This is a genomic window from Enterocloster bolteae (assembly GCF_002234575.2).
Taxonomy (GTDB): Bacteria; Bacillota; Clostridia; order Lachnospirales; family Lachnospiraceae; genus Enterocloster; species Enterocloster bolteae.
In genome coordinates this window covers 944,516-968,355 of sequence record NZ_CP022464.2, presented here as the reverse complement: position 1 = coordinate 968,355, position 23,840 = coordinate 944,516, and the positions used below count along the sequence as shown (strand labels likewise).

Annotated in this window: 21 protein-coding genes; 3 read left to right on the top strand and 18 right to left on the bottom strand. The window is 48.4% G+C overall.

What is annotated here, in order from left to right; translation table 11 throughout:
* Positions 1–65 precede the first annotated feature (65 nt).
* From CGC65_RS04555 to CGC65_RS04520, 9 genes are all read right to left on the bottom strand, one after another.
* Positions 66–683 carry a regulatory protein RecX gene (locus CGC65_RS04555; RefSeq protein WP_002568105.1) on the bottom strand — a complete coding sequence of 206 codons (618 nt, stop codon included), beginning with the start codon at positions 681–683 and terminating at the stop codon, positions 66–68.
* Positions 680–1,816 carry a recombinase RecA gene (gene recA / locus CGC65_RS04550; protein ID WP_002568106.1) on the bottom strand — a complete coding sequence of 379 codons (1,137 nt, stop codon included), beginning with the start codon at positions 1,814–1,816 and terminating at the stop codon, positions 680–682. The genes CGC65_RS04555 and recA overlap by 4 nt, the downstream gene beginning before the upstream one ends.
* 116 nt (positions 1,817–1,932) lie before the next feature.
* Entirely contained in the window at positions 1,933–2,070 is a 138-nt protein-coding gene (locus CGC65_RS30865; RefSeq protein ID WP_007036590.1) for a hypothetical protein, read from the bottom strand.
* A 219-nt stretch (positions 2,071–2,289) separates the two neighbouring features.
* On the bottom strand, positions 2,290–3,339 hold the full coding sequence (locus CGC65_RS04545) for an acyltransferase family protein (RefSeq protein WP_002568107.1): 1,050 nt from the start codon (positions 3,337–3,339) through the stop codon (positions 2,290–2,292).
* A gap of 136 nt (positions 3,340–3,475) precedes the next feature.
* Positions 3,476–4,645: a ribose-phosphate pyrophosphokinase gene (locus CGC65_RS04540; protein WP_002568108.1), complete on the bottom strand. Its 1,170-nt coding sequence runs from the start codon at positions 4,643–4,645 to the stop codon at positions 3,476–3,478.
* 120 nt (positions 4,646–4,765) lie between these two features.
* Entirely contained in the window at positions 4,766–5,746 is a 981-nt protein-coding gene (locus CGC65_RS04535; protein ID WP_002568109.1) for an ATP-binding protein, read from the bottom strand.
* Positions 5,747–5,767: 21 nt separating this feature from the next.
* Positions 5,768–6,994 carry a DnaD domain protein gene (locus CGC65_RS04530; RefSeq protein ID WP_002568110.1) on the bottom strand — a complete coding sequence of 409 codons (1,227 nt, stop codon included), beginning with the start codon at positions 6,992–6,994 and terminating at the stop codon, positions 5,768–5,770.
* 262 nt (positions 6,995–7,256) lie between these two features.
* Positions 7,257–8,642 (bottom strand): UDP-N-acetylmuramate--L-alanine ligase, encoded by a 1,386-nt coding sequence (gene murC, locus CGC65_RS04525; protein WP_002568111.1) that lies wholly within the window; start codon positions 8,640–8,642, stop codon positions 7,257–7,259.
* Positions 8,643–8,924: 282 nt separating this feature from the next.
* Positions 8,925–9,422, bottom strand: coding sequence for a QueT transporter family protein (locus CGC65_RS04520; RefSeq protein WP_002568112.1), 498 nt, complete (start codon positions 9,420–9,422; stop codon positions 8,925–8,927).
* Positions 9,423–9,871: 449 nt separating this feature from the next.
* On the opposite strand from CGC65_RS04520, the gene CGC65_RS04515 reads away from it, so the two are divergent.
* The gene (locus CGC65_RS04515) at positions 9,872–11,869 is read left to right on the top strand and encodes a cache domain-containing sensor histidine kinase (protein WP_007036597.1); all 1,998 of its coding nucleotides are present in this window, start codon (positions 9,872–9,874) and stop codon (positions 11,867–11,869) included.
* Positions 11,870–11,889: 20 nt separating this feature from the next.
* Complete coding sequence (locus CGC65_RS04510; RefSeq protein WP_002578390.1) at positions 11,890–13,515, top strand: response regulator transcription factor; 1,626 nt, start codon at positions 11,890–11,892, stop codon at positions 13,513–13,515.
* A gap of 30 nt (positions 13,516–13,545) precedes the next feature.
* On the opposite strand, the gene CGC65_RS04505 is transcribed toward CGC65_RS04510, so the two are convergent.
* The 9 genes from CGC65_RS04505 to CGC65_RS04465 all read right to left on the bottom strand — a co-directional run bounded on the left by CGC65_RS04505 (position 13,546) and on the right by CGC65_RS04465 (position 21,711).
* Entirely contained in the window at positions 13,546–14,319 is a 774-nt protein-coding gene (locus CGC65_RS04505; RefSeq protein ID WP_002568115.1) for a hypothetical protein, read from the bottom strand.
* A gap of 37 nt (positions 14,320–14,356) precedes the next feature.
* The gene (locus tag CGC65_RS04500) at positions 14,357–15,127 is read right to left on the bottom strand and encodes a hypothetical protein (protein WP_002568116.1); all 771 of its coding nucleotides are present in this window, start codon (positions 15,125–15,127) and stop codon (positions 14,357–14,359) included.
* A 13-nt stretch (positions 15,128–15,140) separates the two neighbouring features.
* Positions 15,141–15,890, bottom strand: a complete 750-nt coding sequence (locus CGC65_RS04495; protein WP_007036598.1) for a cupin domain-containing protein — start codon at positions 15,888–15,890, stop codon at positions 15,141–15,143.
* 18 nt (positions 15,891–15,908) lie between these two features.
* Positions 15,909–16,052 carry a hypothetical protein gene (locus CGC65_RS30860; RefSeq protein ID WP_154656940.1) on the bottom strand — a complete coding sequence of 48 codons (144 nt, stop codon included), beginning with the start codon at positions 16,050–16,052 and terminating at the stop codon, positions 15,909–15,911.
* A gap of 159 nt (positions 16,053–16,211) precedes the next feature.
* Positions 16,212–17,576: an ABC transporter substrate-binding protein gene (locus CGC65_RS04485; RefSeq protein WP_002568118.1), complete on the bottom strand. Its 1,365-nt coding sequence runs from the start codon at positions 17,574–17,576 to the stop codon at positions 16,212–16,214.
* A 77-nt stretch (positions 17,577–17,653) separates the two neighbouring features.
* A complete protein-coding gene (locus CGC65_RS04480) occupies positions 17,654–18,484 on the bottom strand; it encodes a carbohydrate ABC transporter permease (RefSeq protein WP_002568119.1) in 831 nt (276 codons plus the stop codon).
* Positions 18,484–19,380: a carbohydrate ABC transporter permease gene (locus CGC65_RS04475; protein ID WP_002568120.1), complete on the bottom strand. Its 897-nt coding sequence runs from the start codon at positions 19,378–19,380 to the stop codon at positions 18,484–18,486. The genes CGC65_RS04480 and CGC65_RS04475 overlap by 1 nt, the downstream gene beginning before the upstream one ends.
* Before the next feature lie 154 nt (positions 19,381–19,534).
* Positions 19,535–20,350, bottom strand: coding sequence for a sugar phosphate isomerase/epimerase family protein (locus tag CGC65_RS04470; RefSeq protein WP_002568121.1), 816 nt, complete (start codon positions 20,348–20,350; stop codon positions 19,535–19,537).
* Positions 20,347–21,711, bottom strand: coding sequence for an MATE family efflux transporter (locus CGC65_RS04465; protein ID WP_002568122.1), 1,365 nt, complete (start codon positions 21,709–21,711; stop codon positions 20,347–20,349). Before CGC65_RS04465 ends, CGC65_RS04470 begins: the two co-directional genes overlap by 4 nt.
* Before the next feature lie 181 nt (positions 21,712–21,892).
* On the opposite strand from CGC65_RS04465, the gene CGC65_RS04460 reads away from it, so the two are divergent.
* Positions 21,893–23,824 (top strand): sensor histidine kinase, encoded by a 1,932-nt coding sequence (locus CGC65_RS04460; protein ID WP_002568123.1) that lies wholly within the window; start codon positions 21,893–21,895, stop codon positions 23,822–23,824.
* Positions 23,825–23,840 lie beyond the last annotated feature (16 nt).

Sequence of the window (23,840 nt, the reverse complement as noted above, 5' to 3'; positions counted from 1 at the left end):
TATGTCAAGTATCTTCCCCTTATTTTCCCGCAGAGACAGACAATATAGACAAATTACAACAGGGCCTAATCCTGGTTTTCAGCGGTTTTAATCTCTCTCAATACCCTGTTTATCACTTCAAAGGAGTATCCTTTCCTCCCTAAAAAGGCCGCCAGACGGCCTTTTTCCTGGTAGGAGGCTTCCTGTTTTCCTTTAAGCCGCCTGGTCAGAGCCTGCCTGGCTGATTCCTCCTCGTCCACAGGCGACTGGTCCAGCGCTTCCTCTATATAAGACGAATCCACGCCCTTTTGCTGCATCTCATATACCATCTGGCGTCGGCTCTTTTTCCCTGCATAGGAGCGCACATAGCTCTGTGCATAAGCGTTATCATCCAGAAAACGGTATTCCTTCAGAAAATTTACAGCATACTCCACTGCCTCTCTGGGATATCCTGCCTTCCCAAGTTTTTCCTTCATCCACTTCTCTGTTTTTCCTGAATCCTTTAATAAATGAAGGGCATACTCCTTGGACCTTGGCCGCAGTACATCCCTGAGGATTTCCTCATACACCTCATCTTCCAGCTCCCTGCCTTCCTCTATCCTGTACCGTTCCACCTCACCCCTGTATAAAACAAAGGCAAAGCCTTCCTCCAGGAAGACTTTGCTCTTTCTCTTATCTACAGGGATGACAGCTGTGACCATCATACCAGTTCAGGGGCATCCGCATCAGTTTCCCCTGTTTTAGTTTCCGCCTGTTTAGCGGCTGTCTTAAAGGCCTCGGCTGCCTCCATGGCTTCCTCTGCTCCGGGCAGTTCATACTTTGCCCTTACCTTGGCCTCCACCTCGGCGCAGACAGCCGGGTTATCAGACAGGTACTGCTTGGAATTCTCACGTCCCTGGCCAATCTTGGAACCGTTATAGGCAAACCAGGCGCCGCTCTTCTCAATGATGTTCTCCTTAACAGCCAGGTCCAGGATATCGCCTTCCTTGGAAATACCCCTGCCAAACATGATATCGAATTCAGCTTCCTTAAAAGGAGGCGCAATCTTATTCTTCACTACCTTTACCCTGACACGGTTTCCTGTGACCTCTCCGCCCTGCTTTAAGGTCTCTATCCTGCGGACATCCAGGCGCACGGATGCATAGAACTTCAGAGCACGTCCGCCTGTGGTAGTCTCCGGATTGCCAAACATGACACCCACCTTCTCACGCAGCTGGTTGATGAAGATGACAATACAGTTGGACTTGCTGATAACAGCGGTCAGCTTCCTCAGAGCCTGTGACATAAGCCTGGCCTGAAGACCCACATGGGAATCTCCCATCTCGCCGTCAATCTCAGCCTTGGGAACCAGAGCGGCCACGGAGTCCACAATCACGATGTCCACGGCACCGGAACGCACCATGGTCTCGGTAATCTCCAGTGCCTGCTCGCCGTTATCCGGCTGGGAGATATACAGGTTATCAATATCCACTCCTATGTTCCTGGCATATACAGGATCCAGGGCATGCTCTGCGTCAATGAAGCCTGCAATGCCCCCGCGCTTCTGCACCTCTGCCACCATGTGCAGGGCGACCGTGGTCTTACCGGAAGACTCAGGTCCATATACCTCTACAATCCTGCCCTTGGGAACTCCGCCCAATCCCAGGGCTATATCCAGGCTGATGGAGCCGGTGGGCACTGTCTCAATATTCATATTTGCTCTTGAATCCCCCAGCTTCATGACGGATCCTTTTCCGTATGCCTTCTCAATCTGGGTCAGGGCAGCGTCTAATGCCTTTAACTTCTCGTCTTTATTCATATCGCGGTTGATTACATTACTCTTCTCTTCTCTGGCCATAGTATCCTCCAATGCCTTCCATGCGAACAAATGTTCTCTAATAGTTACAATAATAGTATAGTTCCCCTAAAATGTCAACCTCTATTTTCCCGCCACGCCCCCTTTTTACGCTGGTTTCATATGACGGCCATAACGCTATCCTGCGCCGCTGCCGGATGGTTTCCACAGTACCTCCCTGCTTCTTTCATATTGCTTTCATACATCTGCCATACTGCTGCCATACTGCTTCCATACCGCTGCCATACTGCTTCCATACTGTTTTCCTGTCTGTCATACAATGTGAATTCCGGGCGAAACGCCCCTTACAGGTGCCTGTGCACGCACCCCAACGCCTGCGCACAAAAACGCAGTGCCAAAGCCATCACGGCAAGAAATGCCGTGGAAGTAGTATCAGAATATCATAGAATCATGCTGATTGCAAGGATTTCCTCCGGACACGCTGCCCGGCCGGGACTTCCCCGCCGGGCGCCGGCTTACCTTCCTCCTGACAGCATATAATAAACATTGGGTACGAACCGTCTCATAGCGCCGCCAATCAGGGCGCTGACCGCCGTCATGAGGACGGGCATCAGGATGAATGCAGCCAGGGCAATGACCGCGCTTCCCGGAAAAGCAGCCGCGGCTGCCTTGTTGATAAACCTTACCCAGGCAAAATGAATGGCATACAGGAAGAAATTATGCTTCATCCACTCCCTGGCATCAGGAAGGTCCGCTGCCTTTACAGCCAGGACAGCTCCGCAGACTCCCCACAGCCTCCAACATACGGTGTAAAGCGGACGCTCCCACAACAGTCCTCCGAAACGGCCCAGGTACAGAAGAAGTCCCATGGCAGTCAAAAGAATGGCTCCTGCCGTCATATTCTTCCGGACCCCAGTTCTTTCCTCTATTCCCCTTCCCCAGGTATCCCTGTGAAGGCTCGCCCAGGCAGCTGCGCAGAAATAAAACAGGGCATCCAGATTAAGAAGGGGCATGGCCCAGTTCTTCCAAAGGCCAAAGGCCATGATTCCCAGGGCGGCGGCGCCCGTTAAATTCCCCCGCATCACAGTGTAAACCAGGGGTGCCAGCGCCACCAGAAGAATCAGCTGGAACAGATACCAGAACACCGGGTTATAGGAATAGCACACAAGGGCGTCAAAAAGCTGGGTCCCGTTAAAGGGTATGGGCGTCTTTCCCACCACTCCGGACAGGCCCGGCAGGCGGGTGGCCGCCACATACCCAATATAGTAAAGAAAATTCCACAAAAGATAGGGCAGTACCAGGCTTCTTATCCTGGAACGCCACTTTGGAATGAGCTTTTCCCAGCAAAAACCGCGAAAAAACAGATAGGAGGACACCATGAAAAATCCCGGCACCGCTATCTGTCCCAGTCTCTCTCCCAGTATGCGCTCTATCCCTGCAACCTTAAGGGCAGCCTCCGGGGTCCCCATAAACAGCTCCCCATTAAAAGAGTGCACCCACACCACAAGCAGGCTGAACAGGAATGTAAGCCAGTAAATCTTGTCGCGGAACTGTTTTTCTTCCATATAGCATCTTCCCCCTGTCCCATCACAAATGTCAGAAATCCAAAAAGGCCGCCCCATGACCTGCCTTAAGCGCCGCAACATGCCCCGGCAGGCAGATCTAGGAAAACGGCCTTTTATTCTTTACATTGCGTTCCTGTTAACTGCGGTACTGAGCCAGCAACCGGTTGATCCGCTTGGTAGGCGTCAGCAAATCGCTCAGGGATGCATCATGATTAAGGTTGTCGATAATGAGGGCAATATATTTGCTCATATCCACATTAATATAGTAAGGTCTCTCAAGAAGATCCGGAGTCTGATATACCAGGTTCGTGGTCAGTATCCGGTCAATGATTCCCTTATCATAATACTCGTCAAACTTTGTAAGTCCCCCTGTAAACAGACCAAACGTAGCGCACACAAAAACCTTCCTGGCTTTCCTGCGCTTCAGCTCCTTAGCCACATCCATGACACTCTCACCAGAGGAAATCATGTCGTCGATGATGAGCACATCCTTCCCCTCCACGCTGGCTCCCAGGAACTCATGGGCCACGATGGGGTTGCGGCCGCCCACGATTTTCGTGTAATCGCGGCGCTTATAGAACATACCCATGTCCAGCCCCAGCATGTTGGCAAAATACACGGCTCTTCCCGTGCCGCCCTCATCCGGACTGATGACCATCATATGGCTGCTGTCAATCTGCAGGTCTGTCTCATTCTTTAAAAGATATTTTAAGAACTGGTAGATGGGCTGAACTGTCTCAAAGCCCCGTAAAGGAATGGCGTTCTGGACCCTGGGGTCGTGGGCATCAAAGGTAATGATATTCTCCACTCCCATATTCACCAGTTCCTTGAGCGCCAGGGCGCAGTCCAGGGATTCCCTCCCGGAACGCCTGTGCTGGCGGCTCTCATATAAAAACGGCATAATCACATTAATCCTGTGGGCCTTGCCTGCTGCCGCTGCAATCACACGCTTCAAATCCTGAAAATGGTCGTCCGGTGACATATGGTTGGTCATACCGAACAGGGAATAGGTCAGACTGTAGTTGCATATATCTACCATGATATATAAGTCGTCGCCCCTTATGGACTCTGTCACAAGTCCCTTGCCCTCTCCCGTGCCAAACCTGGGGGTTACGGCATTGATAATGTAGGAATCTCTCTGATATCCGGAAAATGCGATGGTAGACTTGTGCTCGCTTTCCCTCTCCCGTCTCCAGTCCACCAGATAGGCATTCACCTTATCGCCCAACTCCGTACAGCTCTTTAACGGAATCAGTCCCAACGGACCCACGGGAATGGTTTCAATGATTTTCTCCTCATATAACATGGTTAACATCCTCCTGTTTTTTGCCGGAGGCCTTCTTACCCGGACCGGCATATACTTTTATACCATCATTCTCCATGGTTCGTCAAGGCCCTTGTACCCCAGAAATGCCCTAATTATACGTTACTTTTTTAACAGTCTGATATCTCCTCCATATAATGGGATAATCCTGTATCCGCTCATAATCCTGGATGTAACACGGTCTGTATAGGAATCCCTGAGCCGGGCCAGGGTCAGGTTGGTGGATATGATGGTGGAACGGCTCATGTTCATCCGCTCATTGATGCAGTAAAACAGCTGGGAGGAAGTAAAGCTGTTGTTTAACTCCGTTCCCAGATCATCAATGATGAGAAGATCACAGTCCAGGATAAACCGGTACATGTCCTTCATGTCCTCCGCATTATCATAATCAAACTTATTCCTGGAAAATACATCAAAGAGATCGCTGGCTGTCAGATAGATGACAGAATGGAAATCATCCATCAGCTCCCTTGCAATACAGTTGGTGAGAAATGTCTTTCCCACACCAGTGCTTCCTGTAAACAGGAGATTATCATGTTTCTTATCAAAGTCCCGGACAAACTCCCTGCATCCCGCCACTACCCGGCGCATGTAGGCCGCATTGGTAATACCCAGCTGGGAAAGTATCTCCGTATCATCGTAGTACTCATAACTCAGGGCATTAAAATTCTCCCGCTCCAGAACATCCTCCAGATTGGACTGGGCATGGAGCAGCTTCATCTGGGCCTGAAGGAAACAATGGCACTTACGGCCGTCTATCAGTCCCGTATCCCTACAGTCCGGACAGCGGTAATGAAGCTCCAGGTAATCGTCAGGATAGCCCGCAGCCCTGATAATAAGCGACTTCTGCTCCCGCAGATCCTTAAGGTCTTCCTTCAGCCTGTCCAGGACACTCTTATCCCCTTCCAGCAGCTTTTTGGCGCACGCCACGGAACGCTCTGCGATTTCCGCTTCCAGCTGCCTTACTACCGGCAGCCTGGCATAAATCTCTTGGCGCCGCTCCTCCAGTTTGTGGTGGTTTTCGATCTGCTGCCTTCCATACTCCCTCATGATTGCGTCATACTGGGAATTGCTCAGTGCCATGGTTCACTCTCCTTATGTGTATTAGGGCTGCTGCCCCACCCACTCCTTTACCTGCTTTAAGACCAGCGCATCATAGTCAGTATCCCTCTGCTTGAAATTATGAAACTGGTTGGATGAATTCTTCCTGGCTCCTGAGCCCTGCCTGGCTGACGAGACGCCGGAGTCATACTTCTGCAGCCTCTTCTCCCTGGATTCACCGCTCTCCTCCCTGGCAGCCGTGCGCTTTGCGTCCAGGTCCTTTATATCAGCCAGGCCCCGGACGCCGGCCTTCTGCCAGTCTGACAAAATCTTGTCCGCATACTGGAAGCTGGGGTTGTGGATGGCCGTAATAGTCCTGCTGCACGCTTCCAATACCACTTCCCTGGAAAATCCATAGTCCCTGAACCATTTGTCCATCAGCTTCTGCTCCGGTGCAGCCGGCTTCCTGTTATTGATACCAAATGCCTTCATAACCGCAAAGGAATCACGGTTGTAGGAAGCGCTGTAATCCTTGGCCTCCAGCGCTGTCCTTATTCCCTTCTCATGCCAGCTCATGGCCACGGTCTCCATGTAACGCACCGATATGTGGCCGTTCTGCACACAGTATTCCACCAGATACTCCAAGAGCTCGCTGCTCATGGATAAGCCCTCATACAGATAGGCAAACACCTGGCAGTCTCTGGGAGTAAATACTTTATTCATGTACTTCTGGGCAATATAGAGAAGCTGGGAAAACTCCTCGTCCTGAGCCAGACGGTTTACCTGCTCCGTGGAATACACCGGAATACAGCCGTCCTCCTGGCCCGTGGTTTCTGTGCGCTCCCGGACAACGGCCGGCTCCTGAACAACGGCCGGTTCCCGCATGCCTGTCATGCCCCGTACCTCTGCACGCCCTGCGGTCCCGGTTTCCCGCTGAAACGGCTCAACCCGCAAATCAGGAACCGCTGCCTGTCCCCCATCCTGCCCACGGGTAAAGGTATGGCCTCCTGACTCCGGGCGGACCGGTTCACCCTGAACCGGCTGTCCCTGTTCAGAGGCAGTCAGCACTCCCGCCTTCTTCCAATAGGAGAGGGCTCTGCGAACATCTGACTCCGTATGGTTTAAGGCATCCGCAATCAACTCTATGGTGATATCCTCCCCCTGATGACGGAGCACATAGAGGTACACCTTCACATATTCACCGTTGGCAGCAGCCATATATGTATCAATGAATTCATTGGCCACAGCCGTGACCGGAACACTCCATCTATCCTTCATATTTCCACCCATCCCTACCACTCCTTGCTTCATTCTATCATAACACATCCACTGCCAAAAGAAAATAGGCGCGGTTTTGCACACTCTTTGCTGTGGATAATGTGGATAATGTGGAAAAATGGTGGACATAACTGTCCCCGTTCTTCATAAAACTCCATTTTTACCGTATAAATCCAAGATTTTTTAAATCGTGCGACATTTTTTTATGTTAATCAAAAAATCCACATAGTTTCTTTACATAAAATGTTGAAAACTATGTGGATAATGTGGATAACTATTGTCCTAACAGCTTTTCTCCTACTTTTACAATGTCTCCGGCCCCCATAGTTATCAACAAATCGCCGTTCATACAATTTTCCAAAATAAATGTTTCAATCTCGTCAAAGGACGGAATATAATGGGCCTTCGTGCCCAGCTTCTCAATCCGGTCCGCCACATCCCGGGAGCTGACCCCCAGGGTATCTGTCTCCCGGGCTGCATAAATATCAGCCAGAACCACTTCATCCGCAGCGGACAGAGCTTCCGCAAACTGGTCCAGAAACGCCCTGGTTCTGGTATAAGTATGGGGCTGGAACACACACCACAGCTTCCTGTGGGGATAATTCCTGGCCGCCGCCAGGGTTGCCTTTATCTCCTGTGGGTGATGGGCATAGTCGTCAATGACCGTAACACCTGCCACCTCTCCCTTTTTCTCAAACCGTCTGTCCGTGCCAGTAAATCTTCCCAGCCCCGACATAATGGCGTCAAATCCGACCCCCAGCTCCAGTGCGATGGCAATGGCTGCCAGGGAATTATATACATTGTGCTCTCCCGTGACGCCAAGGGTGATGCGGGTCACTGTCTCTCCCTGGACTACCAGGTCATAGGATGGCCTGGCAAACCCGTCATATGTTATGTTACGGGCCGTGTAGGTACTGGAAAGATCCTTTCCGAAGGTAACCACCCTGCACCTAAGTCCCCTGGTGATTTCCTCCACCTTCTCGATTCCGCTGTTCACCACCAAAAGTCCTTTTGCGGGAAGCTTCTCGGCAAACAAACGGAAGGAATGGCGTATGTCCTCAATATCCTTAAAGAAGTCCAGATGGTCCTCCTCAACATTCAGTATAACCTCCATGGTGGGATAAAAGGACAGGAAACTGTTGGTATATTCACAGGCTTCTGTCACAAACAAATCAGGACCGCCCACACGGATGTTGCCTCCTATGTCCTTTAAAATACCTCCCACGGAGATGGTGGGATCCAGATCGCCTGCCAGGAGAATATCCGTGAGCATGGACGTGGTTGTGGTCTTGCCATGGGTTCCTGAAATAGCTATGGCTTCTTTGTAATTGCGCATCAGCTCCCCTAAAAGCTCTGCCCTGGAAAGCATGGGAAGCCCTTGATCCCTGGCCGCTCTGAACTCCGGGTTATCTTCATGGATGGCTGCCGTGTACACCACTACGCTGATTCCCGGCTCCCTCTCAATATTGGCCGCCCTCTGTCCGTAATATACCCTTGCTCCCTTCGTTTCAAGATGCTCTGTAAGGGCTGTCTCATGGGAATCAGAGCCGGATATGGAAAATCCCTCATCCAAAAGGATTTCCGCCAGGCCGCTCATGCTGATGCCTCCGATCCCGATAAAGTGTACATGTTCTGGTTTATTAAAATCTATCTGATACATAATCAATAATCCTTCCCTGTGCCTGTCATACATTTTCCTGCACAAAAATATCTCTTCCTTATTATATCAAAAAAAACCTGAAAAGCTATATGAAAAATGGAGAAATACCGGCTCCCCGGCACTCCTCCTTGACAGACCTGATATAGGATATGCGCTTTGACCGCGGCTTGAGCCTGCTCACCCTCTATCCAAAGCGTTTTTGCACATTAAAAAGGAGAGGCGCCATGTTCCGCTCCTCTCCTGATTGATTCCTATGTTTATCTCCTTATCTCCTGACAGCGATTATGCTGCCTGCTGCCTGAAAACCAGGTTCTTATACCGCTCAAGTGTAATCAGCAGCGCATTGCCCAGCACGCCGATTGCCAGAATCTCTCCGATACCCACTGTCACCATTGCCAAAAGAATCATATCCTCAGAACCATAGGCATATCTTAACACCCATGGAATGATAATGGTGTTAGCCATAATTGGAGGAATGCACACGCACCATTTATGCTTTCTCAGATACCATGAACCGGCTGCGCCAATTAACGTGGCCAGGCTTCCGAATACCACGTCCAGCGGCATGGCCCCGCAGAGCAGGTTGGAAAGCAGGCATCCTGCGAATAGTCCGGGCACAGCTGCCGGCGTAAAGAACGGCAGTATACAAAGGGCCTCCGCGATTCTGAACTGGACCGGGCCGAAGCTGATTGGAGCAAATACCATGGTAAGCGCCACATAGATGGCTGCAATCATGGCCCCCTGGGCCAGTCCGTACAGTTTCCTGTTGTTTTGTCTCATATTCTGTTGTCTCCTTTAGTTTTGTTTTAGGTGTGGAAGGTCTCGAACACACCGGTCGTTTGTTGTGAAATCCCTGGAAGTGCCGGGTTTTCACGGCCTTATTGCTGTTAATGGGATTGCAGGTGACAGGTGTCTGCGCTGTTTTTACAATCCCGCCAACTGATAAAGTATAACATCAGGCGCCATGATTTTCAAGACTTATTTAAGAGTAACCTGCTTTGTGTTTTATCTTGTATTTCACTATGGTTTTTCACAGGAGAAGCACACAGCCGAATGATTATGTGCTTTATTCTATAAATTCTTCATATTACTAAATCCTCCATCCTTTCCACACCCACAATTTTGACAAAAAGGGGGATGATTTTGACCATTTGGAAAAGTCTCCACACAACCTCTGCTTTTTTTACTATAATTAAGGGAAGAAAAATCCATCCGGAGAGGATATCCATATGAAAAAGACGTTTCAGAGCATTGGTTATAAGCTGCTGTCCACCCTGGTCATCGCCACCACGTTTCCCATGCTGGTTTACTGCTTTTTCTTTTCGTACGATATGAGGAAATCTGCAGAGAACAGCTATATCGAACAGACTCAGCACACATGGCAGATTGTTTCCAGCAACATAGAACATTCCCTGTCTACCAGCATCGACGTTGCAAATAAAGGAATCTATCTGAACGGTACATTGCAGGATCTTCTGTTTTCCAGGGACGGCAATGCCTTTTCCTATGCAGAGTCCGCCAATTCCTCCCTGCTGTTCTCCTATATGACCAACATCTATTCCATGACCCCGGAAGCGACCCAGATTCAGTTTTCCACCTATAAGGCGGGCAAAAGCTTCCTGCTGACTACAAAAAACCTGCAAAAATACCTGAGGAACAACAGCCTTGAAAAGAACAGTCCATCACCGGTTCCCGCTTTTCAGGCTTATATCATGCCACCCCACCGCCAAACCAGTTATGGTCACCAGTTAAATCACATATCCCTGTCCCAGGAGGAGGAATACGCAGACACTCCCGGAACAGGTGAGCTGGTATTCACGGTCTGTCTGCCCATATACCATCTTCCAAGTCCTATGACTCCTATTGGCCAGCTGCGGATTGACATATCCATGGAATTTTTCCAAAAAGTGTGCAACTTTTTATATGACCAGTCCGAACAGTTTTTTATTGTTGACTCGGATTACCATGTTATCTTTGCCTCGGATCCATCCGCTATCGGAACCATGACATCTGAACCATGGATACAGAGCCTGATCGGACAGGCTGCAGATGATGACGACCTGTTTGTCAGCAAAACATCCGGTGATGCCCTGAGAATCTGCCAGAAACTCCCAGGTGATTCTTACCATTGGTATATGTTAAAATCCATACCAAAGCACACTATCTATCAAAGTTCCAACAATCAGCTGGCAACCCTGCTTTTAACATTCAGTATCTGTCTGTTAATTACCATACTGATTAACGGTTATTCCATCCTGCACTACACAAATCCACTCAAAAAGGCCACCACCTTCTTGAATCACATAAACACCCACACCCAGAATCTGAATTCCAGATTGTCTGAATATGTAACATATAAGTCAGAAGATGAGATAGGTATTCTTTTCCGTTCCCTGGAAGAAATGATGGATACAATCAATAACTTTGTCATACGGCAGTATGAACTGGAAATCATCAACCGCACCACTGAGCTTAAGATGCTGGAGGCCCAGATAAACCCGCATTTCATATACAACACCCTTCAGTGCCTGGCCACCAAGTCCCTGGAGCATCACGACCAGGAACAGTATGACTACATTTCCTCCTTCGGACAGCTGATGCAGTACTCCATGGACACCAAGCATACCCTTGTGACCATAAATGAAGAGCTGTCCCATATTGACCGCTATATAAAACTCCAGAAAATGCGGTTTACCAACCATCTGTCTGTATTTTTTGAAGTAGAGGAAACAGTAAGGAAAATCATTGTGCCAAAAATGATTCTGCAGCCATTGATTGAGAATTCCTTCAAACATGGCAACTTATTCAAGCGAGAGAAAGGAACCATCCTGGTTCAGGCCCATCTGAAGGAGGACCGACTGCTCCATGTATATATCGTGGACAATGGATGTACGCCTTCCCCTGAGAAGCTGGCCAAAATCAATAAATTACTGATAAAGCTCAAGCAGGAGTACACCCACAAGCTGCTTACCCCCAACCGCCTGTCCTCAATTGACGGTTCCCGCGAAAAGCCTGCCTGTCAGGATGCCGACCTCAGTATTAAGAATGCCGCGGAAAACCTGTATGCAACCAACAATATCGGACTGACCAATGTGCTGCTGCGCCTGCTGTTGAACTTCGGGCAGGAGTGCTCCATGGAATTATACGCCAATGAACTGGGCGGCACCACTGTTCATCTTATCATTTCACACAAGACATTATGGAACCAAAAACCAACTGATACATGACATACAAATGAGGGTATAACATGAAAGTATTGATTTCTGATGACGAACACCATGTAATTCAGGCCATACGCCTCCTGGTCCCCTGGGAAGAATTTGGCATTGACCAAATTTATACTGCCTCAAACGGCATGGAGGCGTTAGATATCATAACCCGGGAGGTTCCCGAAATCGTGATTACCGATATCGTGATGGAAGATAAAAACGGCATTGATATCATGGATTTCATTGCAACACGTCATCCTTCCATCAAGGTTATTGCCGTATCCGGCCACAATGACTTTGAATATGTGCGCACCATGCTGACAAAAGGCTGTATGGATTATCTTTTAAAACCATTGGAATCAGCCACCTTAATATCCACTGTGGGCAAGGCCGTCCAAAGCTGGAAGGACGAGCACGAAACCAATCTGAGGCACCGCCATCTGCAGGAAAAGGTGCACTCCCTTTCAGCCTTTTATTCAGGTGTTCTCCTTTATAAAATGTTGGATTCAAGATGCGTGGAAACAGCCTACGAGGAACTATTGCAGGCCGATGCGTCCTTTTCATCGGTCGACACATGTAAAATCATATATTACGATACCAGCTACTTTCCAATGCAAAATGCAGGATTTGCCTGTCTTCTTAAGGATTTTGAATCGCAGGTACGCCGCAGCCTTGGGGGACAGCACGGTTTTATCCTATCCAATCCGGATCACCCTGGAGAAATCATGTTCTTTCTGCTGGGAGCCGGAGACATGACCGCCACATCCATTATAAAGGCTGCCCAGTCCTTTTTTATGAACACAGCCTACCCCTTCCATCTGGGTATCAGCCGGGAACATCCCTTTCCCGGCAGATTCTCTGATTCCTATACCCAGGCTAAAAATGCGTTCTTTTGTTTTTATGGGGACATTGCGTCTTCCTCCACGGCAATGGCCGCCCTGCCCTCCATGGAAAAACTCCGCTTTTGTCCGGAAACAGAACAACTGCATCAGCTGGAGGACCAAATTTTTTCCTCCCTTCTCATCGGAGACAGGAGGGAGATTGAAGGCAGTGCCGCGGACTGGCTGGCACAGATTCTTCCCGAAAGGGAAATTCCCCTCTATCTGATTCACTATGTGCTTGAAACATTCCATGGGCTGCTAAAGCAGTGGGCTTCTAAAATCAGGAAGAAGAACCCAGCCTTTACTTATATGCCGGCGGAAAATCCTCTGGTATATGAGGAACTTATGGGGGAGAATTATCTGTTTTCCAGGGAAGCCCTGAGGCAGGCCATGTTTACCTCCCTGTACTGTATTTGCGATGAACTAAAGGAAAGCCGTTCCACCAGTGATATCATGCTCCAGATTGCCCAATACATGGAACTCAATTACACAAAACCTTTTATCCAGTCCGAATATGCCAAGCTATTTTATATCAACAAAGACTATATGAGCCGTAAATTCACCAGCACCTTCCATGTCAATATGCTTACGTACCTGAACCAGATACGGATACGCCACGCCAGGGAGCTTCTAAGTGACTTTTCCCTTAAGATTCAGGATATTGCCTATGCCGTAGGATTTAAGGATGAGAAATATTTCGCAAAGCAGTTTAAGAAGCTGACCAATACAACCCCCGGCGATTACAGGGCTGCATTGAGGAAAGAAAAAAGGCAGGGATACTGATACCGCTTCATATCCCTGCCTTTACATATATTAATTTTCCGGTTTCGCGAACTTCTTTTCGTCTGTAAAATGCTCGAACCATACATAGTAGACTTCCTTGCCAGGCTCTGACACCAAATCATGGTCAGCGCCAGCCGGAATAAAACTCCAGTCGCCGGCCTTATGGTTTACATTTTCCATGTTGTTCTGATCTTTATAACCAACGCTCATGGTAAAATCAGAATTGCCAACACAGTAATTCCACTGGTGTACGGCAGGATGTCCCTTCTCTACAGTTCCCTCTCCGTCTGCCCTGGTGGTTCCCATCAAAACGCGGCCAAACCATTTGGGACACAGCACCATTCTGGCTTCTGTATTGGGTCCCTTGCAGTCCTGAACATATGGCACGCATTGGCTGTGCAGCCTGAAATACGGAAGTCCAATGTGCCAGGCGTGAAATCCTTCCCAATCCCACTGGTTGAACTCAATCACATTAATGACAAACTCCATCTCCTCTTCTGCCCTGATTTCATATGTATCCTTATCAAAATCAGGTACATAAAAAGCCAGCTCCGTAATGGCGTGCTCCCCCTCCTTGTCTTTCAGCACCCCCTTGCCCTGGCCAAACAAAATAACCACACCCTTGTCCTTATAAAGTTCCGGAGAAATCTTACAGCCAGCTTTCAGAAAGCACTTGTAGCTTCTGATTCCGCCGTCATAAACCCCCGGAAGAAGCTCAGTCCTTGAAAAACCATTGTCATCAAAATGTTTTTCCACCTGGTCCGCCTTTACAACATAGTAATTTTTCCCATATTCATTTTTCATGACAAGAAACCCTCCTTAATAATCTTTTATGTAAATTCTAATATTTGCCGTCAAATTCTTCCCCTTTTGCGAGAGCTATACAGAAATCCTTTTCCCTGGTATAGTGTTCGTACCATACATAGTAGACTTCCTTCCCCGGCTCTGCCACCAAAGCATGGTCCGGTCCAGCCGGGATAAAGCTCCAGTCTCCTGTCCTGTGATTTACGGCAGGGCAGTCATCCACTGTAAGGCTGAAATCAGAATTGCCCACGCAGTAATTCCACTGATGCACCTTGGAGTGTCCTTTTTCCGTGGTCCCCTCTCCCTCAGCCCTGACAACCCCCACCATGATTCGGCCCAGCATCTTAGGGCTTAAGATATGCCAGGAGGTGGTATGGGGTCCCTTGCAGTCCTGATCATATTTCACCGCGTCGCTGACCTGCAGGAAAAAAGGCAGACGGACATGGCTTGCTTCAAACAGTTCCTTGTCCCATTGGTTCATCTCCACTATGCTTAAGATAAATTCCATGTCCTGGATGGCATGAATGGTGTATGGCTCCTTGTCAAAGTCAGGTGCGTAGAATGATAATTCTGAAATGTTATGCATATCATTTTTAGAATAGATGTAGCCTGTACCTTTGCCGAACATAAGAAGAACTGTGTCCTCTTTACAGAGATCCGGAGAGACCTCACAGCCCGCCTTCAGAAAACATTTATAATTTCGGATTCCCCCTTCATAGGTGCCTGCCAGAAGTTCGCTCATGGCAAATCCGCTGTCATTGTAAGCCTGCGGGATATCCCCGGCTTTTACCAGATAATACTTTTCCATCTTCTTACCCTCCTTAGAAGTTTTCCAGAAGAGGCTTCACTATGAAATCCTTTTCCTTGGTAAAATGTTCAAACCATACATAGTAAACCTCCTTGCCCGGTTCCGCCATCAGAGAATGGTCCAGACCGGCCGGTACATAGCTCCATTCACCAGACCTGTGCGGTCTGGTTTCCCCGTCTACGGTAAGCTCAAAGTCAGAATCTCCAACACAGTAATTCCACTGTTCCACAGCGGGATGTCCCTTCTCAGCAGTTCCCTCACCAACAGCGCGCACTGCCCCCACCATGATTCGGCCCAGCTGCTGACCGGTCAGCACGAACCATGACGTTGTATGAGGACCTTTACAGTCCTGATCGTATTTAATGCACTTACTCACTGTACGGAAAAAGGGGAGACGGACGTGGGAGGCATTGTAAACCTTCCAGTCCCATTGATTCATATCCACAACGCACATCATAAACTCCATATCCCCGGTTGCATGGACAGCGTAAGGAGTCCTATTAAATTCCGGCACATAAAAACACAGTTCTTCAATGGAATACGCCCCTTTCTGGTCCGTTATATATCCTGTTCCTTTTCCGAAAAAAAACAGTACCAGCTTGTCCTCATACATTTCAGGCTCAACCTGACAGCCTGCCTTCAGAAAACACTTGTAATTCCTGATTCCGCCTTCATAAGTACCCGGAAGCGCTTCTTTTTTCGCAAAGCCACTGTCATCATATTCAGATACCAAATCCTCTTTTTGCGCAATATAAATTGCCATTATCTTATCCTCCTTGTATCATCTGTCCGATTTTCTATCTTTATATGTAGGTTCCAAAGTATTGAGCACCGATGCCCTGGTTGAACCCAGGATGCAGATACCTGCCGTAAGAAGATAGCATGCACCTGTATATCCGAATATGCCCGCAACTTCCAGTATCATCCACTGCCTCATGCTGTCCGGCATCACAAAGCAGTCCCTGTAAACCGCGGAGAGACCGGCTGACAGGAAACGGAAAAAGTATCAGGCTCTCCATGGGGTAACCATCCTGTAATAAGATTTTTCCACAGGAGAGCCCTCTTTCAAATACAATTGATTCCTTTACTTATTTGCTGCGTAGTTTGTCCATATTTCCTGGTATTGTTTGAAGAACTGAGGGCGGTCAATCTGCTTGCCCACATACAGGGACCATACCTCGCCAATACTGTCTTTTACCTCGTCCGGACACCATGGGGTCATGGTTTCATGGGTAAGTCCATCCTGCATCAGTGTAAACACATCCTGCCCCAGGCAGGCCAGGTTTTCAGATACCGGGACAGTTGAAAGCCCTGGTATGTTGCCCATGACATCCTGATGCCAGTATGCAGTGTAATCACTCTTTACCAGGTAATCCAAAAACTTCTTAGCCTCATCCAGCTGCGGGCTGTCCTTGTACACGGCCGCACAGATAGAGGCTGTCTGAAGTTTGTTTTTGGAAGCATCATCTGTAATCGGTACCCTTCCCTGTACCACATGATCTGCCAGGTCAGGATTCACATCCATGATATTTGGGATTTCCCAAGAACCCTCATCGTCAATCATGGCTGCTTCCTCCAGGAAAAAGGCGTTCCTTCCGGTCCATTTATCTGTAGCAATGGCATCGTCGTTTCCATACTGGAGAACCAGGTCATAGTAATCCAGCATGGCATTCAGTTCCGGGTCCTCTGCCAAATTCATATCCTTACCGGATTTCAGTTCTTCAAAGTATCCTAACGGATCCTCTTTGGCAGTAATCCAGGTGGAGCCCAGATGGTTTGTCAGGGACAGGGATGTCTCCGCATAGTGATGGATAAAGGGCTGGATTCCTGCCGCCTTCAGGTCCTTACACAATTTTTCCAATTCAGATATGGTTTCCGGGGGCTTCTCCCATCCCACCTGGTTTAAGTATTTCATGTTGTAGAGAATACCCCAGCCCTCCATTACCATGGGCATCACCTGAATTGTCTTTCCATCAACAGAACACATAGCCACCTGTTCGGCAGACAGGTCCTTTGCTGATTCCAGATCACTTAGATCCGCAAGATACTCATGCCAGTTTCCAATCTGTTCTCCGAAACCACATCCAAAAATATCTGGCATGGTCCCTGCCGACAGATATCCCTTCAGCAAGTCCCAATATGTGGATGAACTGGGAAATTCATATTCAATAGTGCCAATCTGCGGATTATCCTTCTTGTAGTCCTCAATGACAGAGTCAAAATTATCAGTCCACTGTCCCAGTGCCAGCATAATGCTAAGGTTTACAGAGCCCGGTTCCTTCTCAGATGTCCCGCTTTCCCCTGCAGCGGCCGTATCCCCTGCGGCTTTTGTTTCCTCCGCTTTTGTCTCTGATGCTTTGGTGTCGGTTGAAGAACTTCCGGAACCACATCCTGCAAGTGCAGAGGCCGCCAGTGCCGCTGCCAGTACTAATGCCAAACATTTCTTCATAGTCATTTCCTCCTTTGTAATGTAGTGTTGATAAATATGGTGCTTATTTTGTAACAGCTTTTGCTGGTACGTTTCCTCTAACCCTTTACTGCTCCTGCGGACGCTCCCTCCAGCACCTGCTTCTGCGCAATAACAAAGAATATAAATAAGGGCAGGATTGCCAGTGTCAGTGCGGCCAGAGCCACATCCCATGCAAAGAACGCCTCATTAAACAACGCCTGCATGGAAATCTGTATGGTCCGCAGTGTTTTTTTTGACAGCATAAGCTGTGTCATCAGGTAGTCATTCCAGAACCAAAGCGTATTAATGGTTGCAAAAGTAAAGACGGAAGCCTTAATCAACGGAAATACAATGGTCCAGTACATCCTGAGAGGCGAGCACCCATCTATCAGCGCAGACTCCTCAATCTCTATGGGTACACTCTTCACTGCCCCGGATGTGATAAATGTACTGATTGGCACGGTCAGAGCCCAGAAGCATACGCTCAGCCCAAAGAGACTGTTGGTCAGATGCATCTTACTGGTAATTTTCGCAAAGGGAATCATCAGTGCCTGAAAGGGAATGGACATAAATGCAATCAGCATAAAAAATACCAATCTGGTTCCCCTGTTCTGATGCCTGGTAATCCAATAACCGCACATACTGGAAAATACTACTCCGCCGAAATTGGATAGCACGGAAATGATGACGGTATTTTTTAGTGAATTAGCAAAATTGAGCCTTCTCCATGCCTCAGAATAATTCCTCGTAGTAAACTCATGAGGCAGGGAAAATATATGTTTCGCAATCTCAGCATACGGTTTAAATGAGTTGGAGATAATGATATAAAATGGTACCAGCACAATTGCCAGGCAGATCATCAGACCGCCAACCGTAATATATTTCAGAAACGTCTTTTTTGCTTTCATTACAGTTCCACCTCCTTGCTGGATGTGATAGCCACCTGAATCAGGCTGACGCCGGCAATCACAAGTACCAACAGCAATGCCTTGGCGCTGCCATAACCCATCAGGTTAGACGAAAATGCGGTCTGGTACACATTCATGGTAACTGCCTCTGACAGCCGGAACGGGTTTCCATTTGTCAGTGAAATGTTCAGGTCGTACACTTTCAGCGAATTCACCATACTGAGAAACAGACACTGAGTGACAGAGGGCATTAAAAGCGGCAGGATAATATAGCGGAGTACATGACTGGATTTTGCACCGTCGATGGTGGCTGCCTCCACGTAATCAGAGGAAATGGAAGTAAGTCCCGCCACATAAATAATCATCATATAACCGGCCATGCTCCAGGTCATGACAATTACCATCGCCCAGAAGGAAGAGGCTTCCGTCTGGAACCAGCTCTGGGAGAACCAGCCAATTCCAGTGGCCTCTCCTATTACCGGAAACAGTTCCGTGATAATAAATCTCCACAGGAATCCCAGAACCACGCCTCCCACGATGCGCGGTATATAAAAGCCTGCCCTCATTACATTTCTGAAGGGAATGGCTTTCGACAGTCCATAGGCCCATATAAATCCCAGAACATTGGAAAATATCAGGACGCAGAATGCAAATTTAATGGTAAACCACATAGCATGCCAATATTTAGGATCATTGGTAAGAACATCAATATAATTCTTCAGTCCCACAAACTGATAGTTGGCATGAATACCGTCCCAATTTGTAAAGGAATACCATATTTCATAGAAAAAAGGAATCAGACCAATCACCACGAACAGCAGTACCGCAGGTCCCATAAAAACGACATAATTTATAATTCTTCTTATTGTTTTCTCTTTCTTGGCCGTCAAATGCACAATGCTCCCCCTCCCAGTTCTCGTTTTGTATATGTAATTTTTACAACTTTGTAGTATAATTTTACCTTATTATATACATATTGCACACCAACATTTTTGACATCCGAGTGGTCATTTTTGACTTTCTGGCTTTGAAACCGAAAACCATAATTTCCTATTTTAGTTGTCCCAGCATCACCCTCAGATTCTCCAGACTCTTCCTGGCGGAAATTTCTTCGGAAGGAAGGCAGTTGGTCTCCAGTGCCAGAGTGCCCTCATATCCAATATCCTTTAACGCCTGAAGTGTCTCCAAAAAAAGGTAATGGCCATGTCCCGGATACCATCTGTCATTATCCGCAATATGGACATGGCCTACATATCCTTTTGCCCCCAGAATGGACTGTCTTATGTCTGCTTCCTCAATATTCATATGTACGGTATCCAGATGAAGAAGAATTCGTTTATAATCATGGTTTCTCAGATACTCCACTCCATCAGCTATCCGGATCAGATGCTCCCGTTCATAGCGGTTTGTCAGCTCAAAGCCCAGCTGCACGTCATATGACTCTGCCAGTTGATCCAACTGGTACAGGCTTTCCTCAAGATTCCAAAAGAATTCCTCCCGGCAGGTACAATCCTGCATTCTCCCTGTAATCAGGCCGATTATAACCAGCCCATGATCCGGCTGTGCCGTAATCATATGCTGGCGCAGATGCTGTATAGCTGCCTGGCGGACGGATGAATCACTGTCCACCAGATTATAATGCCGCCTTCCATAAATGGCTCCCGTGCCAATGGACGTCAGCCGCATACCGTAAGCCTTTAAAAGTTCCCACAGCTGGTCCCTTAATATACATGCAGAATCCTCAATATGCATTTCCACCCCATTGTAACCGCATGCCGCCATCCGGGGAATGATTTCCCGGTACGGCCCATGATAGACCAAAAAGGTCCCTTTTCCATCCGCTGTTCCTGTAGTAGCAATCCTCATGAGATTCCTCCTCCTCTGCTGTTTTCCATGCACTTCCTGAATTGAACCGGATAGACAAATCCTATTAAAATCAAGGAAACCGCCCATGCAGCAAAGCTGGTAAAATAAATGCCGGAGCTTCCAATGAGCATTGGCAGAAAACTTGCAGCCAGAATTCTCATAACCAGCTGCAAAACAGCTGCCAATAAAGGAATCCTTACATTTCCCAGGGCCTGAACCGTCTGCCTCAGAGCATACATGGGATACATGAGCAGTAAACCGGCACTGTACACCTTCAGGTTTCCCATTGCATATACAACAGCCTCATCTGTAACATAAAAGGACAGAATGTATCTTCCAAAAAGCAGCAGGACAATAGCTATTACCACTGCTGTGACTTCAGATAATCCGCATACCTGTTTGACCACGGTACGTATCCGCTCAAACTGCCTTGCCCCCACATTCTGGCTGACAAAGGAAGCGCTTGCAGAGGCAAGAGCAATGGCTCCCGTCTCCACCACACTGAATATCTTTCCGGCAGCGCTTATACCTGCTGCAAATACGGTTCCATACTGGTTGATATGGGACTGTACAAAGGTCCCTCCCACCGCGATGACAATGCTCTGGGCCATCATGGGAATACATATGCCTATATACTCTTTCAGCAGCAGGCCATCCGGCCTGAGATATTTCCTTCTGATATGGAACACCGGATAACGGCTTATCTTCACCAGGCAGATCAACGCTGCCAGAACCTGGGATGCCGTGGTGGCAATAGCAGCCCCTCTTACTCCCATTCCAAACCCTGCAACCAGGATAACATCCATGACAACGTTGACCAACGCAGAAACCGTAATTGCTAAAAACGAGGTATAGCTGTCCCCCAGAGCCCTTAACAGGGATGACAGTGTATTATATACCAGCAAAAATACGGTTCCTATATAAAGTATCCTCAGATAGGACAATGCATCGTCAAATACTTCCGGCGGCGTATTCTGGATACGCAGCAGGGTCCCGGCAGACCCCAGCAGCCCAGGTACCATAACCAGTCCCAATAGAAAGGAGGCAAAATAAACATTACCAATCGCTTTCTTCAGATTCGTTTCATTTTTTGCGCCAAACCTGACCGCTGTCAGAAGGCAGGAAGCCTGTCCAAAATTAGTCAGTACACTGACCTGGAACCACACAGGCCATGAACAGACTCCCAGCACAGCCAGTCCCCTGTTCCCACTGAAAATCCCCAGAACCATGGCATCTGTCAGCGAAAAAAGCTGTTGGATGACAGCCGCAGCCACCAGCGGCAGCGCAAAACGGATGATTACTTTAAGCGAATCCCCTCTTGTCATGTCTGTTATATGGCCTTGTTGTTTTTCTGTTTTCATAGCAGTCCCCGGCAATCTATTATTTTCTTCAAATTCATTGTATCACTGCCAAATATCAGAAAACACGGATGATTTTGACTTGATGGTGGAGGATTTTTACCAGTACGGAAAAATGAATTAACCTTGAACTGCACTCCTATGGCATGCTATTATTTAAACAGCACACACAAGAGGTAAAACCATGAAACCAATATTCAAAAGCAGCCTGATCAAAGACGTTGTTATCAGCTATGTCTGTATGATTGTCTTCCCCGTCATGATTATCTTAGGCATGGTGTTTTTGTTGGCGGGAAGATACATCTACCGCGCCGCTACGGAGTCCGTGACCGTGACCCAGCAGGCAGTGCTGGAATTATACAAAGAAGAGACCCGCGGCTCAGCCCTGGCCCTGTCTCGGGTGGTCAATATGAACGGGGGCACCACCATACAGGATGCGTCAGGTTATGATACACAAAGACAGGAACAGGCCATGGAGCAGCTATATACCATGTATCAGATGCTGGCCGCACCTGAGTATAAAATTCTGGACATCCATATTTACCGCAAAGACGGCACTGCCATCATCCCCAAGGGTGAGATGCGCTACAGCGTGGAGGAACTCCGCCAAAAGGAATGGTATCAGACGGCTCTCAGACAGCCCGGTCTGGTCCACACCTCCCTGGTGGAAGAGGACTATTTTTACCGCATCCGTTCTTCCCAGGAAATTCTGGAGATATCCGCCTATGCTCCCAGAGAGGATACGGAAGCTGAGTGCATTGTCCTGTACCGGGTTTCGAAGATACCGGATGCCATTAAAAACTATAACAAAAACGGAAGGATGGGAACCATCTGTCTCATCAACAGCCAGGGAAGCATTGTGGCTGACCCCGGCCAGAAGACCCGGCTTCCGTCTGCTGTCACCGAAAAAATCCGTCAAACCGCAGCAGACCTGGCTGCCTCAGGCCAGCCGGCAGCCGGCAATCCTCCTGCTTCAACTAACCATTTTGCCGCCAGCACCCAGCAGCAGATTTCATACCGCGGCATACGCTATATGATTCTGCCGCTGCCCGAACCCGGATATTATCTGGTCAGCGCGGTCAATGAGACTTCCCTGTTCGGGCAGTTTACCCTGTTCTCACTTATCAGTATGGCGGTCATCCTGTGCGTGGTGCTGATGTTCATTTTCTATTTCAAATGGTACATGAACCGGCTGCTGATTCCGCTGGGCCATCTGACAGAGGGCATGAGGCAGGTAGAGCACCGCAACCTGGACACCCAGGTGGAAATGTGCAGGCAGCAGGACATCGCCCGGATGATTTCCACCTTCAACAACATGGTGGAGCAGATTAAGGAGCTGATTCATGACAAGGAGCAGGTGGAAAAGGAAAAATATCAGGAGGAACTCCATACCCTCCAGTCCCAGATGAATCCCCATTTTCTCATGAACACGCTGAATACCTTAAAATTTATGGCTATCTCCGCCCACTATACCGGCATGCAGGATATGGTGGTGGCTCTGGAGAATATCCTTGCGGCGGTGTTAAACCGGGACGGGGGCTTCTATACAGTCAGGGATGAACAGTCTGTGTTGGAGAGCTATATCTATATCATGCAGTTCCGCTACATGGACAGCTTTGAGGTGGACATAAATTTAAGTCCCGGGATTCTGGACTGCAAAGTTCCCAAGCTGATTCTGCAGCCCATTGTTGAGAACTGCATCACCCATGGTTTTGACAACCTGGGGGACCGCCTGGGAAGGATAACCATCAAAGGAACCATTCAGGAAGGAAGCCTGGTCTTTGAGATTACAGACAACGGCAAAGGTATGGATCAGGACACCATCCAGCAAATTCTTGGAAATCCGCTGGCTCCGGGACATCCCGAATACATGGCAAAACCGGAAAGCATGGACACTCCGGGCTCTTTGAAAAGCCCCGAATCACTCCCCTGCGCAGAGGCTGCCAGCCGCCCGGAACCCACACACCGCCGTACCATCGGCGTGAGCAACACGGACAGGCGCCTGAAGCTTAATTTCGGCCCCCTGTACGGTGTCTCTATTGACTCAAAACCAGGAGTCTATACCAGGGTCACGCTGACCCTGCCTGTCATAACAAATACAACAGAGGACGAATAAAGCAAAGGATGAGGGC

Excerpts from the sequence above, each read along its gene's own strand:
- CGC65_RS04530 (WP_002568110.1), bottom strand. The coding sequence starts at position 6,994 with ATGGGTGGAAATATGAAGGATAGATGGAGTGTTCCGGTCACGGCTGTG.
- CGC65_RS04460 (WP_002568123.1), top strand. The coding sequence starts at position 21,893 with ATGAAACCAATATTCAAAAGCAGCCTGATCAAAGACGTTGTTATCAGC.
- CGC65_RS04500 (WP_002568116.1), bottom strand. The coding sequence starts at position 15,127 with ATGGAAAAGTATTATCTGGTAAAAGCCGGGGATATCCCGCAGGCTTAC.
- murC (WP_002568111.1), bottom strand. The coding sequence starts at position 8,642 with ATGTATCAGATAGATTTTAATAAACCAGAACATGTACACTTTATCGGG.
- CGC65_RS04485 (WP_002568118.1), bottom strand. The coding sequence starts at position 17,576 with ATGAAGAAATGTTTGGCATTAGTACTGGCAGCGGCACTGGCGGCCTCT.
- CGC65_RS04465 (WP_002568122.1), bottom strand. The coding sequence starts at position 21,711 with ATGAAAACAGAAAAACAACAAGGCCATATAACAGACATGACAAGAGGG.
- CGC65_RS30865 (WP_007036590.1), bottom strand. The coding sequence starts at position 2,070 with ATGGAAGCAGTATGGCAGCGGTATGGAAGCAGTATGGCAGCAGTATGG.
- CGC65_RS04505 (WP_002568115.1), bottom strand. The coding sequence starts at position 14,319 with ATGAAAAATGAATATGGGAAAAATTACTATGTTGTAAAGGCGGACCAG.
- CGC65_RS04555 (WP_002568105.1), bottom strand. The coding sequence starts at position 683 with ATGATGGTCACAGCTGTCATCCCTGTAGATAAGAGAAAGAGCAAAGTC.
- CGC65_RS04520 (WP_002568112.1), bottom strand. The coding sequence starts at position 9,422 with ATGAGACAAAACAACAGGAAACTGTACGGACTGGCCCAGGGGGCCATG.
- CGC65_RS04545 (WP_002568107.1), bottom strand. The coding sequence starts at position 3,339 with ATGGAAGAAAAACAGTTCCGCGACAAGATTTACTGGCTTACATTCCTG.
- CGC65_RS04535 (WP_002568109.1), bottom strand. The coding sequence starts at position 5,746 with ATGGCACTGAGCAATTCCCAGTATGACGCAATCATGAGGGAGTATGGA.
- recA (WP_002568106.1), bottom strand. The coding sequence starts at position 1,816 with ATGGCCAGAGAAGAGAAGAGTAATGTAATCAACCGCGATATGAATAAA.
- CGC65_RS04515 (WP_007036597.1), top strand. The coding sequence starts at position 9,872 with ATGAAAAAGACGTTTCAGAGCATTGGTTATAAGCTGCTGTCCACCCTG.
- CGC65_RS04480 (WP_002568119.1), bottom strand. The coding sequence starts at position 18,484 with ATGAAAGCAAAAAAGACGTTTCTGAAATATATTACGGTTGGCGGTCTG.
- CGC65_RS30860 (WP_154656940.1), bottom strand. The coding sequence starts at position 16,052 with ATGATACTGGAAGTTGCGGGCATATTCGGATATACAGGTGCATGCTAT.
- CGC65_RS04495 (WP_007036598.1), bottom strand. The coding sequence starts at position 15,890 with ATGGCAATTTATATTGCGCAAAAAGAGGATTTGGTATCTGAATATGAT.
- CGC65_RS04470 (WP_002568121.1), bottom strand. The coding sequence starts at position 20,350 with ATGAGGATTGCTACTACAGGAACAGCGGATGGAAAAGGGACCTTTTTG.
- CGC65_RS04510 (WP_002578390.1), top strand. The coding sequence starts at position 11,890 with ATGAAAGTATTGATTTCTGATGACGAACACCATGTAATTCAGGCCATA.
- CGC65_RS04540 (WP_002568108.1), bottom strand. The coding sequence starts at position 4,645 with ATGTTATATGAGGAGAAAATCATTGAAACCATTCCCGTGGGTCCGTTG.